The sequence below is a fragment of the Streptomyces sp. NPDC016309 genome, from assembly GCF_043077235.1.
GTDB lineage: Bacteria > Actinomycetota > Actinomycetes > Streptomycetales > Streptomycetaceae > Streptomyces.
In genome coordinates this window covers 229,874-241,830 of the sequence record NZ_JBIBSG010000011.1, presented here as the reverse complement: position 1 = coordinate 241,830, position 11,957 = coordinate 229,874, and the positions used below count along the sequence as shown (strand labels likewise).

General features: G+C 74.5%; 7 protein-coding genes. 3 read left to right on the top strand and 4 right to left on the bottom strand.

Annotated elements, in window-relative coordinates; all coding sequences use genetic code 11:
• Positions 1-472: 472 nt before the first annotated feature.
• On the bottom strand, positions 473-1,012 hold the full coding sequence (locus tag ACF068_RS26950; RefSeq protein WP_392276875.1) for a MarR family winged helix-turn-helix transcriptional regulator: 540 nt from the start codon (positions 1,010-1,012) through the stop codon (positions 473-475).
• 130 nt (positions 1,013-1,142) lie between these two features.
• Between ACF068_RS26950 and ACF068_RS26945 the strand changes: the two genes are divergently transcribed.
• Positions 1,143-2,420 carry an MFS transporter gene (locus ACF068_RS26945; RefSeq protein ID WP_392276887.1) on the top strand — a complete coding sequence of 426 codons (1,278 nt, stop codon included), beginning with the start codon at positions 1,143-1,145 and terminating at the stop codon, positions 2,418-2,420.
• Between the two features lies 1 nt (position 2,421).
• Here ACF068_RS26945 and ACF068_RS26940 read toward each other — a convergent pair whose 3' ends face one another.
• Positions 2,422-4,074: a SpoIIE family protein phosphatase gene (locus tag ACF068_RS26940; protein ID WP_392276874.1), complete on the bottom strand. Its 1,653-nt coding sequence runs from the start codon at positions 4,072-4,074 to the stop codon at positions 2,422-2,424.
• Between the two features lie 170 nt (positions 4,075-4,244).
• Positions 4,245-5,645 carry an NAD(P)/FAD-dependent oxidoreductase gene (locus tag ACF068_RS26935; protein WP_392276873.1) on the bottom strand — a complete coding sequence of 467 codons (1,401 nt, stop codon included), beginning with the start codon at positions 5,643-5,645 and terminating at the stop codon, positions 4,245-4,247.
• Positions 5,646-5,998: 353 nt separating this feature from the next.
• On the opposite strand from ACF068_RS26935, the gene ACF068_RS26930 reads away from it, so the two are divergent.
• Together ACF068_RS26930 and ACF068_RS26925 are read left to right on the top strand one after the other, a co-directional pair.
• On the top strand, positions 5,999-6,817 hold the full coding sequence (locus ACF068_RS26930) for a TetR/AcrR family transcriptional regulator (RefSeq protein WP_392276872.1): 819 nt from the start codon (positions 5,999-6,001) through the stop codon (positions 6,815-6,817).
• A 179-nt stretch (positions 6,818-6,996) separates the two neighbouring features.
• Entirely contained in the window at positions 6,997-9,027 is a 2,031-nt protein-coding gene (locus ACF068_RS26925; protein ID WP_392276871.1) for a sigma-70 family RNA polymerase sigma factor, read from the top strand.
• A gap of 78 nt (positions 9,028-9,105) precedes the next feature.
• On the opposite strand, the gene ACF068_RS26920 is transcribed toward ACF068_RS26925, so the two are convergent.
• Entirely contained in the window at positions 9,106-11,316 is a 2,211-nt protein-coding gene (locus ACF068_RS26920) for an asparagine synthase-related protein (RefSeq protein WP_392276870.1), read from the bottom strand.
• Between the last annotated feature and the right edge of the window lie 641 nt (positions 11,317-11,957).

Sequence of the window (11,957 nt, the reverse complement as noted above, 5' to 3'; positions counted from 1 at the left end):
GCACGCTGTTGAGTTCTCAAGGAACGGACGCTTCCTTCGTACTCACCCTCTCGGGCTTTCCTCCGGGCGCTTCCCTTCGGTCTTTCGTGTTTCCAGCTTAGCAGATCCGTTTTCCGTTTCCGCCACCCGCTGGAGCGGGCTGCCGGGCCGTTCTTCGCTTTCGCGTTTCCCTTTCCGGCGGTTCCGACTCTATCAGATCCTTTCGGGCCTGATTCCCAGTCAGCGGGGTTTGTCTTTCCGGCTGTTGGGCCGTTCCGACGTTTCAAACCCTAGCGGATTTCCCGGGCGACTCATAATCGAGTCTTCGAAATGTATTTCGGCACGCCGAAATACGTCCCGGTCGGGAGTCCGTGCTGAGTTTGGTTGCCGCTGCTGCGGCGGGATCGGCTGCCGCAGAACCGTTACGGCTCCGTGGCAACCCGAAGAACTTTACGGATCCGGGAGGGGTGTGTCAACCCCGCCCCGAGGGCGGCTAGTCCAGGTCCGTGAGCCGGCCGCCCGCGTCCGGCTGGGCGTGCTCCACGCGGCGCAGCAGGCGGATCAGCATGTCGCCCAGGGCGCCCCGCTCGTCGGGTGAGAGGTCCTGGAGCAGGTCCTCCTCGAAGGCGGTGGCCATGCGCATGGCCTCCAGCCACTTGGTGCGGCCCTCGTCGGTCAGTTCCACGATCACGCGTACCCGGTTGTTCTCGTCCCGGTCGCGGGTGACGAGGCCCTCGGCGGCCATGCGGTCGATGCGGTGGGTCATGGCGGCGGGGGTGAGACCGAGGCGCTTGGCGAGCTCGCCGGGGCCGAGGCGGTAGGGCGCGCCGGAGAGGACGAGGTGCTTGAGGACCTCCCACTCGGCGTTGCTGATGCCGAGCTCGGCGACCTGGCGGCCGTACGCGACGTTCATCCGGCGGTTCAGCCGGCCGAGGGCCGAGACCACCTTCTCGACCTGGGGGTCGAGGTCGCGGAATTCGCGCTGGTAGGCGGCGATCTGCTCGTCGAGGCTCGGTTCCTGCGTGTCGGACATGCGGGGAGTATCCCATGGCACTCGTTGGCGTTGAAGTCCTTCGATGTGTACAGTTAAGCATCGAACTTTAGTGTTGAAGTCTTCAGGACTGAGTCCTCCGGTTTCGAAGTAGGTGAGTGTGACCAAGGCGATGGGCGCTGCGATGCGCCGGATCCAGGCGGGGAACGTGCTGAGCGCGTTCGGGCTCGGGTTCACCGTTCCGTATCTCTATGTGTATGTGGCTCAGGTGCGGGACCTGGGCGCCGGTACGGCGGGGGCCGTGCTGGCGGTCTTCGCCATGGCCGCTCTGGTGGTCCTCCCCTTCACCGGGCGGGCCATCGACCGCCGGGGCCCGCTGCCCGTCCTGGTGGGGGCCGCGCTGCTGGCCGCCGTCGGGGCCCTGGGCATGGGGCTGGCGGGCAGCGTCCCGTCCGTCGTCGGCGCGGCGGCACTGCTGGGGGCCGGTACGGCCGTGATGCAGCCGGCGCTCGCGACGATGATCGTCTGGTGCTCGTCCACCGCGACCCGGACCCGCGCGTTCGCCATGCAGTTCTTCCTCCAGAACCTCGGCCTCGGCATCGGCGGCCTGATCGGCGGCCAGCTCGTGGACGAGAGCCGGCCCGGCAGCTTCCTGCTGCTCTTCTCGATCGAGGCCGCGATGTTCCTGGTCCTCGCCGGGATCGCCGCCACCGTGTCCATGCCGCGTACGCCGTCGATCGGTCAGGCACCTACGGCGGGCAGGGCCGCCGGCGGGCTGCGGGCCCTGCTCGGGCACCGGGCCATGGTGCAGCTGTGCGTCCTGGGCTTCGTGTTGTTCTTCGCCTGCTACGGACAGTTCGAGTCGGGTCTGGCCGCGTACGGGACCGAGGCCGCCGGTATCGAGCCGTCGGCGCTCGGCATGGCCCTGGCGGCGAACACGGCCGTCATCGTGGCCGCGCAGTTCCTGGTGCTGCGGTTCGTGGAGCGGCGCCGGCGGACGCGGGTGATCGCCTGGGTCGGGCTGATCTGGACCGTGGCGTGGCTGTGCGCGGGGTACGCGGGGCTGGGGCACGGCAGCCGGACGATGGCGACGGCCGCGTTCATCGTGACGTACGGCCTGTTCGGGCTGGGCGAGGCGATGCTGTCGCCGACCGTGGCGCCGCTGGTCGCCGACCTGGCGCCGGAGTCGATGGTCGGGCAGTACAACTCGGCCTTCGCGCTGGTCAAGCAGCTCGCGCTGGCGGTGGGGCCGGCCGTGGGCGGGCCCATGGGGGCCGCGCTGCACGGGCCGTACATCGTGACGTTCGTCCTCTTCTCGCTGGGCATCACCCTGCTGGCGGTGCGGCTCGGCAGGCGGCTCACCCCGGCGCAGGACCACCCGTACCTGGTGGCCGGGTCGCGGGTCGTGGCGCAGCGCACGCCGGAGAGGGCCGTGGAGGCTGCCGCCTGACCTAGCCCGGCAGGGCGAACTCGCACCAGACCGCCTTGCCGCCGCCCGGGGTCCGGCGGCTTCCCCAGGACGAGGCGATCGTGGCGATGATCGAGATGCCACGGCCCGCCTCGTCCTCCGTTTCGGCGCGGCGGCGGCGCGGCAGGTGGTCGTCGCCGTCCGTCACCTCGATGATCAGGCGGCGGTCGGTGCGGCGGAGTCTGAGGCGCATCGGCGGGGTGCCGTGCTGGAGGGAGTTCGCCACCAGCTCGCTGGTGGCGAGCACGCCCAGGTCGCGCAGCTCGACGGGGAAGCGCCAGCTGGAGAGGACCCCGGACGCGAAGGCACGCGCGCGTGGCGCCGCTTCGATGCCGCCGAGCAGGTCGAGGGCGGCGTTGTGGAACAGCTCGGCGTCCGGGCCCGACCGGGACGGGTGCTGGCAGACCAGGACGGCGACGTCGTCGTCGTGCTCGGCGGTGACGCCGAGGGCCCGCAGCAGCCGGTCGCAGACGACCTGGGGGGTGCCGTCGGCACCGGACAGGGCGCGCTCAAGGGATGCGACGCCCTCGTCGATGTCCTCGCGGCGCCGCTCGACCAGGCCGTCCGTGTAGAGGACGGCGGTGGAGCCGGGCGGGAGGGCGATGGTGCCGGAGGTGTGGAGCCAGCCGCCGGTGCCGAGCGGGGGGCCGGTCGGTTCCTCGGCGCGGCGGACGGTGCCGTCCTCGTCCCGGACGAGGATCGGGAGGTGCCCGGCGGAGGCGTAGACGAGGCGGCCCTCATTGGGGTCGTGGACGGCGTAGACGCAGGTGGCGATCTGGCTGGCGTCGATCTCGGCGGCGAGGCCGTCCAGGAGCTGGAGCACCTCGTGGGGAGGCAGGTCCAGGCGGGCGTAGGCCCTGACCGCGGTGCGCAGTTGACCCATGACGGCGGCCGCGCGGACGCCGCGGCCCATCACGTCGCCGATGACGAGCGCGGTGCGGCCGGCGCCCAGGGTGATCACGTCGTACCAGTCGCCGCCGACGGCCGCGTCCGTACCGCCCGGCTGGTAGGTGGCGGCGACGCGGAGGTCGTCGGGCTGTTCCAATTCCTGGGGCAGCAGTGACCTTTGCAGGGTGACGGCGGTCTCGCGGTGGCGGCGCTCGCTGGCCCGCAGCCGCTCGGCCGCCTCGGCGTGGTCGGTGACGTCCGCGGCGTGGACGAGGACGCCGGAGCCGGTCGTCCCCCGCAGGCCGACGGGCAGGCAGGTCACCGTGTACGAGCCGCCCGCGCGGGTGCGGCGGGACTTGACCGTGCGGGGCCTGCCGCTGCGCAGCACCTGGTCCATCAGCGGCGGCAGGCCCAGCTCGGCGAGCTCCGGGCAGGTGGTGGCGACCGTCGTGCCGGCCGGGCGGGGGCCGAAGGCGGCGGCGTAGGCGTCGTTGACGTACGCGACGCGGTGGTCGGCGCCGTAGGTGAGGGCGACGAGCCCGGGGAGGCGGCCGAGGAGCTCTCGTACGGAGAAGTCCTCCAGGGCGGGGACGTCGTCGGGCACGGGCTCCAGCCGCTGGTCGGACTCACCTCGCGCCGCGGGTACGGAGTCGCCCCGCTGCGCCGGCGGGACCCCGGGGTCGGTGCCGCGCGCGGCGGCACGGCGCTGCGTGCCGGGGAGCCGGGCGCTCCAACGCGTGAAGTTCACGGATCTTTATGCCTCATGGTGTCGTTGCCGTGCTGAGTCACTCTGTGCAGGTGTGAGCCCACCTATGGTCACACGTCCAGTGTGACCGACCGCACTGACAGCGGGCGTCTGTCGTCACTCCGCCTCGTCGGTGGCGCCCTGTCGTCAGGAGCGGCCCGTTGCCGCTCCCCTCAGTCGGACTTGGCTCCGCCGTCGGCGGTTCCGCCCTTCGACGCCTCGTCGTCGGGTTCGGGTGGCGGCGGCCCCGCGGCGAGTTCGAACTCGGCGCGCGGATGCTCCAGGGAACCGAGGGAGACGATCTCCCTCTTGAACAGGCCGGCGAGGGTCCACTCGGCCAGCACGCGCGCCTTGCGGTTGAAGGTGGGGACGCGGCTGAGATGGTACGCCCGGTGCATGAACCAGGCGGGGTAACCCTTGAGTTTGCGTCCGTAGACGTGGGCGACGCCCTTGTGGAGGCCGAGGGAGGCGACGGACCCGGCGTACTTGTGGCCGTAGTCCTTGAGGGGCCGCCCCTGGAGTGTGGCGACGAGGTTCTCGGCGAGGACCTTGGTCTGGCGCACGGCGTGCTGGGCGTTGGGCGCGCACTCCCTCCCCGGTTCGTCGGCGGTGATGTCGGGGACGGCGGCGGAGTCGCCGGCCGACCAGGCGTGCTCGACCCCCTCGACGGCGAGGCGGGCGGTGCACTTGAGGCGGCCGCGTTCGTTCAGGGGCAGGTCGGTGTGGGCGAGGACGGGTGCGGGTTTGACCCCGGCGGTCCACACGACGGTACGGGTCGGGAAGCGGCTGCCGTCGCTGAGGACGGCGACCCGGTCCTCGCACGACTCCAGGCGGGTTTCGAGGCGGACGTCGATGTTGCGGGCGCGCAATTCGCGCACGGTGTACTTGCCCATGTCCTCGCCGACCTCGGGCAGGATGCGGCCGGTCGCCTCGACGAGGACCCATTTCAGGTCCTGTGGCTTGATGTTGTGGTAGTACCGCGCGGTGTAGCGGGCCATGTCCTCCAGCTCGCCGAGCGCCTCGACCCCGGCGTAGCCGCCGCCGACGAAAACGAAGGTGAGGGCGGCGTCGCGGATGGCGGGGTCGCGGGTGGAGGAGGCGATGTCCATCTGCTCGATGACGTGGTTGCGCAGTCCGATGGCCTCCTCGACGGTCTTGAAGCCGATGGCGTACTCGGCCAGGCCGGGGACCGGGAGGGTGCGGGAGACGGATCCGGGCGCGAGGACCAGTTCGTCGTAGGTGAGCTGGACCGGCCCGGCGCCCTCCTCGTCGGTGGCGAGGGTGGTGACGGTCGCCGTGCGCTTGGCGTGGTCGACGGACCTGGCCTCGCCGATGACGATCCTGCACTTGTCGAGGACCCGGCGCAGCGGGACGACGACGTGCCGTGGCGAGATGTTGCCGGCGGCCGCCTCGGGGAGGAAGGGCTGGTACGTCATGTACGGGTCCGGTGTGACCACCGTGATCTGGGCCGTGCCGCTTCTCAGCTCGGCCTTGAGCAGCCGTTGGAGGTGCAGCGCGGTGTACATCCCGACGTAGCCACCGCCGACAACGAGAATGCGCACAGGTTCGGTCACCCTCCCATGACGCAACGGGCTTCGGGGTTTGTCCACAGGCCCGGCACATCATGTGACCGGAGGCAGGGCGGGGCGCGGGGTGGCGCGGAGGGTGGGCACGGCGAAAGGCCCGCAGGTCAGGGGGCGGGAGAGGGGTGGCGGGAGGGGGCAGAATCGGGAGTCTTCCGGTCCTTGCTCCGATCGGGGGGCGCACCGGTCGGAACTGCCCCTTCTGAATTGACCTCGACTCAACTATGTTCGTATGTCGTCGGGGAGTCGGGTCACTGCGCATGACCTGAGCGTGTGGACCGGTCCCCGGTTGTCAGGGTGGGGGAGTCTCCGGGGGGAGACACATCATTACCGGGGGAACATTCATGCATATTCAGGATTCGCGTTGGTCGACCGCCGTCGCATCGGCGTCCACGTCCCCGTCCGCGGACGGGCTGGGCGGCGGGATGAGCGGCCGGGTCGGAGCGGGCGGGCCGTCGAGTCGTACGGCGCCGCTGCGGGTGGACGCGCAGCGGAACCTCGAGCACGTGCTGCGGGCGGCTCGGGAGGTGTTCGGCGAGCTCGGGTACGGGGCGCCGATGGAGGACGTGGCGCGCAGGGCGCGGGTCGGGGTCGGGACGGTCTACCGGCGGTTCCCGAGCAAGGACGTGCTGGTGCGCCGGATAGCCGAGGAGGAGACCGCCCGGCTCACCGAGCAGGCGCGTACGGCCCTGGGGCAGGAGGAGGAGCCGTGGTCGGCGCTCTCCCGGTTCCTGCGGACGTCCGTCGCCTCGGGCGCGGGGCGTCTGCTGCCGCCGCACGTGCTGCGCGTGGGCGTGGACGAGCCGGGCGAGGCGCCGGTGGCCGTCGGCGTGGCCGAGGAGACGACGCGGGTGCCGCAGCAGCGTGCGGGGTCCGCCGTCCCGGCGGTCGGTGGGCAGCCGGAGCTGCGGGTGGTCCCGCCGCGTGCGGTGCCGGTGGCCGAGCTGGACGACGCGGGTGCGTCGGAGCTGCTGGAGGTCGTCGGCCAACTGGTCGACCGGGCCCGGGAGGCGGGCGAGCTGCGCGGTGACGTGACGGTGGCGGACGTGCTGCTGGTCATCGCCACGGCGGCGCCCTCGCTGCCGGACGCGGCACAGCAGAGCGCCGCGTCGGCACGGCTCCTGGAGATCCTGCTGGAAGGGCTCCGCTCCCGGCCGGCGTGAGCGCGGGGCGTGGGGGTGGCCCGGGGAGGCGGGTCACCCGAACGGGGCAGCTCCGGTTCCGGCGTTCGGGTCGTTTCCACGGACGGGTGGTTGACGGGCGCTTGCCCCCGGCGAGGCCGGTTCCCTGTGGCACTCTGACCCCTGTCCGGGTCTGAGGCAGTGGTACGGGGGCTTCCGCGATGAGCGGTGACAGTCGCGACGAGCCGTTCGGCGGCGGGGCCACGGAGGCGGACGGGTTGTTGCCGTCGGCGTCCGGGCCGTCCACGCCCGCGGTGGGGGCCTCGCCCAAGGTGCCGAGTCAGGGCGGGCCCGGCGGTGCCCCGGCGCCGCCCGCGCGGGACGACGTCGAGGCGCCCGTGCCCGCGCAGCGCGAGCACCGGTCGGCCGGGAGCGCCGGTTCGGTGCTGCCGCCGCCCGTCGAGCGGCCCCCGTCGGACGCCGAGCTGGTCCGCCGGACGCGCGGCGGTGACGACTCCGCGTACGAGGAGTTGTTCCGCCGGCACGCGGAGGCGGTGCGGCGCTACGCCCGGACGTGCTGCCGTGACGCGCACACCGCGGACGACCTGACGGCGGAGGTGTTCGCCCGGACCCTCCAGGCGGTGCGCGGCGGAGCGGGGCCCCGGCAGGCGGTGCGGGCGTACCTGCTGACGACGGTGCGGCGGGTGGCCGCCTCGTGGACGAGCACGTCCCGGCGGGAGCAGTTGGTCGAGGACTTCGCGGTGTTCGCGGCGGACGCGGTGCGCGCGTCGGCCGTGTCGGACGCCGCCACGCTGGAGCTGGGCGCCGACGTCCGGGCCATGCACGAGGCCGAGCAGTCGCTCGCCATGCGGGCGTTCCGTTCGCTGCCCGAGCGGTGGCAGGCGGTGCTGTGGCACACCACGGTGGAGGAGGAGTCGCCGAGCGAGGTGGCGCCGCTGTTCGGGCTGACCGCCAACGCCACGGCGGTGCTGGCCAGCCGGGCCCGTGAAGGGCTGAAGCAGGCGTACTTGCAGGCGCACGTGAGCCGGTCGCTGACCGCGGGCGGGGACTGCGCGCGGTACGCGGACCGGCTCGGGGCGTACGCCCGGGGCGGGTTGCGGATGCGGGCGGAGCGGGGCTTGCGCCGGCACCTGGAGGAGTGCGCCCGGTGCAGGCTGGCGGCGGGTGAGCTGGAGCAGGTCAACGCCGGGATCCCGGCGCTGCTGCCGGCCGCCGTCGTCGGCTGGTTCGCGGCCGGGTACTCCGTCAAGGCCGCCGGGCTGGCGGCCGGTGGGGCGGCGGGCGCGGCGGGTGCGGTGGGCGCCGGTGCGGGAGCGGCGGCCGTGACGGGTGGTGCGGGTGGTGCGGCGGCGGGGGCCGGTGGAGTGGCCGGTGGCGCCGCCGCCGAGGGGCTCGGTGCCCCGGCGAAGGCGGGTATCGCGGTGACGGTGGCCGTCACCGCCGTGGCGGGCTTGGTGTGGGCCCTGTCCGGCAGCCCCGGACCCCCGGCGGGCCCGGAGGCGCGGCCACCGGCCGTCGGGCCCGCCCCGCCGCGGCCGGTGGCCGAGCCGGGCACCCCGGCCCCGCCCCCGGACCCCGCGCCCGCGCCGGAACCAGTGGCCCGGCCGGGCGCCCGCCCGGCGGAACCGGCGCCGGCCGGCCCGTCCGCCCCGGCGCCCGTACCCGCGTCGCCGGCCCCCGCCGCACCGGAGCCCGCGCCCACGCCGCCGCCCGCGCCACGCCCCGCGCCACCCGCCCCGCCGGCCCCGGTGCCCGCCCCTCCGACGGCGCCCGTGCCGCCCTCCCCGCCGCCCGCCGTGTACCGGGTCGACCGGCTCGGCTACGACCTCCAGGGCGACCACACCGGGCCGGAGGTCCGGCTCGGGGCGTCGAGCTGGATGTGGCAACGCTGGGGGATGTCGATCGGCGGCCGGCGGTACGGGCACGGCGTGACCGTGCGCGCCCGCTCGTCGCTGACCATCGACCTGCACCGCCCCTGCTCGTCCTTCCGGGCGTTCGCCGGTGTGGACGACATGGCGCTGGGGCTCGGCGCGGTGCGGTTCTCCGTGTACGGGGACGGGGCGCGGCTGTGGCGCTCCCCGGTGCTGCGTGGCGGCGACGCGGCCGTACCGGTGCGCGTCCCCGTCACCGGGATCGGCACCGTCCGCCTGGTCGTCGAACCCGCTCCCGGCGCCCCCCTCGGCGCGGTGGCGCCCGTCGGCTGGGCGGAGTCGCGGATCATCTGCGGCTAGGTCGTGTCCGCAAGGTCTCGCCTGGCCCTTCGCCGTACGTCAACGCCCCGGTGCCGCACCGGGGCGTGCGCCCGGCGGTCAGGAGCGGAGGGTGGGGCGCGGGGGGACCCCGCCGGCCACGGCGCGCTGCCGGGGGGCCGCCGAGCCGGTCCAGCAGGTGCCCCGGCGGGCCAGCAGGCGGCGCAGCCACAGTTCCGTGGAGACCAGGTCGGCGAGCCCGTCCAGGGGGACCGGCTCGCCCTCGGTGGCGGCGCGGAGGGCCTTGCGGACGACCCGCGCCTCGATGAGGCCCGCGTCCGCGAGGAGCGGGGCCTCGAAGAGGGCCAGCAGCCCAGGCAGCGCGGCCCGCAGCCCGGCCCGGTTGGCGGCGGCCGTCGGGGCGTGGGAGGTGGCGCCCCAGCCGGGCGGCAGGTCGTGAATGCCGGCGCCCGCGAGGACGGCGCGGAGGATCGCCGCGCGGGCGCCGGGCCGGACCCGCAGCGATTCGGGCAGGTCGCGACAGGCCCGTACGACCTGGTTGTCGAGGAACGGCGAGTGCAGGCGCTGGCTGCGGACCTCGGCGGCCTGCTCCAGGATGCGGTGGTCCGCCGCGTACCGGGCCAGGGCCGCCCGGGCGCGTGCCTCGCCGGGGCGCTGGACGGACGTGGGTCTGGTCGCGGCCTGGTTGAGGCGAACCGATACTTCCGCGAGGGCCTCACCGGTGAGCCAGCGGGCGGCGGGCCCGGGCCGCGCCCAGGTGAGGGCGGCGAGCGAGGCGCCGAGCGGCCCGCCGGGGGCGCCGGGGCTGCGGTTGGCCTCCAGGAGCCGGTCGGCGGCCGATTCCAGACCGGCGCGGTAGGGCGTACGGGCGAGTCTGCGGGCCGCCCGGTAGACGGTCAGCGGAACGAGCAGGGAGCCGGCGGAGGGCCCGGTGGCCTTGGCGAGGGCGGTGACGGGCCGCAGCAGGTGGCGCCGTCTGCGGTCCATCAGCAGGTCGGCCAGGCGCGCGGGGTGGGCGTCGAGCACCTGCCGTGCGCCGTGTCCGGTGAAGTGGTCGGCGCTGCCCGCCGCGAGGCGCCGCCGGTGCCGTTCGGCGGTCACCAGGGAGGGCCCGGGCTCGTCGGTGAGGGGGCCTTCCAGCTCGGCGTACGGCAGGGCCTCCTCGGACGCGGCGACGACGACGTGGTGCAGGCGCGGGTTCTCGGCGATGGCGCGGGCGCGGGTCCGCTCCGCCTCGGCGTCCCGCCCGCCGGTGGCCAGATCGTTGAAGGTGACGGCGAGCAGCCGCTCGCCCGCGCCGGTGCCCTGCCCCAGGATCGTGCCCGGTACGCCGGGCAGGCCGGCCGCCAGCAGCGCGAGCGTCCCGGACGCGCTGCCGCCGGACAGGTCGGCGCCGATGCCCGGGACGGGGGCCCCGCGGGCGGCGCGCCGCTCGGCGGGGCCCATGCCGGGGACGGGGCCGGGGTCGGGCGGCAGGGTCTCGGGGGCGTGCCGGGGGGCGGTGAGGCGCGCCCGTACCGCCTCGACCAGCGCGTCCTGTACGCCGTCCACCGCCCGGTCGGGGTCGACCTGGGGCGCGGCGACGGCGAGGGAGGCGACCGGTTCGTACCCGGTGATCTCGCGGGAGCCCTCGCGCAGCACCAGGGCGTGGCCGGGCGGGACGCGCCTGACACCCACGTACGGGGTCGAGTCGCTGAGCGCCTCCGGGGTTTCGGGGCAGGCGAGCAGGGCGGCGAGGTGCCCGATGTCGAGCTGGGCCTCGATGAGGTCGGCGAGGGGCAGGGCGGCGGTGGCGTACGCGGTGCCGCCCGCCCAGGGAGTGTGGAAGACGGGCCGCGCGCCGGCCAGGTCGCCGGTGACGATGATGCGGCGGCCGACCTGGACGACGGCGGTGTAGCTGCCCGGCCAGGCGGTGAGGTGGCGCATGGCGCCGCCGCGCGCGGCGAGCAGCCCGAGCCTGAGCTGGTCGTCGTCGGCGGCGCAGCAGCCCAGGACGGCGAGGCGGGCGACGGGGGCCCCGCCGTGGGAGCCGCCGTTCGCACCGCCGTGGTGGTGGCCGCCGTTCGCACCGCCGTAGTGGTTGCCGGGGGTGCTCCCGGGGAGGCGGGAGCCGGGGTCGAGGCTGACGAGGCGGATCTCGTCGGGACGCCAGTCGCCGACCGCCCACAGCGGATCGGGGTCGCCCCACAGCAGTTGGGCGCCGACGGGGTGCACGGTGCGGTTCTCGTCATCGCCGCCGACGGCCCCGGCGGCGGCGAAGCCCGCACCGAAACTCGCGGCGATACTGCTCCACCCCACCAGCCACCGCATCGCCGCCTCCACAGCCTGTGGACAACTCAGCACTCTTGATGGAGACATGCTGCCACGACAACGGCGTGCGGGAGGGACTACGGGGCGCGCCCCGTCAAATGGGAACGCGCCCCTGGCATTGGCCACTTGGCGCCGGAACGGGCGAGGGTTCGACGAGCTGAACGAGGGGCATCATTCAGCCAACTTTCGTGACCGCCCGAACCGTACAAATATTGACAGAGTTACCCACAAGCTCAGTCCGGGAGGCGCTGTCCGCCTCCCGGACCGGTCCGCCACCCGCGGGGATTGAGGCGGCGGTGTCCCCCAGCCCACCGCTTCCAGTACGGCGGGCCGACCCACGCAGACCCATGGAAGCGCTCCCCCACGCCACGAGCCAGAGCGCACGGACAGGCGCACGGCCACACACCCGGAGCACGGCGGGGGCGCGCCCCCGCCGGCCCGGGGCGCGCGCCGTCCGCCGGCCGCCACCGGCGGGCCGTGCGACCCGGCCGCGCAGCGCCCGCGCACCCTTCGGGCGCCGCCGGGCGGTGTGCCCCGTTCGCGCACAACAATCTCGCCATACGGAACACCGCCCCTTAACGGTGGGGATGCGGCGAACTACGCTGGGTTTACGAATGCCGCGCGCCTATGCATGGCGTCTC

Excerpts from the sequence above, each read along its gene's own strand:
- ACF068_RS26950 (WP_392276875.1), bottom strand. The coding sequence starts at position 1,012 with ATGTCCGACACGCAGGAACCGAGCCTCGACGAGCAGATCGCCGCCTAC.
- ACF068_RS26920 (WP_392276870.1), bottom strand. The coding sequence starts at position 11,316 with ATGCGGTGGCTGGTGGGGTGGAGCAGTATCGCCGCGAGTTTCGGTGCG.
- ACF068_RS26930 (WP_392276872.1), top strand. The coding sequence starts at position 5,999 with ATGCATATTCAGGATTCGCGTTGGTCGACCGCCGTCGCATCGGCGTCC.
- ACF068_RS26925 (WP_392276871.1), top strand. The coding sequence starts at position 6,997 with ATGAGCGGTGACAGTCGCGACGAGCCGTTCGGCGGCGGGGCCACGGAG.
- ACF068_RS26945 (WP_392276887.1), top strand. The coding sequence starts at position 1,143 with ATGGGCGCTGCGATGCGCCGGATCCAGGCGGGGAACGTGCTGAGCGCG.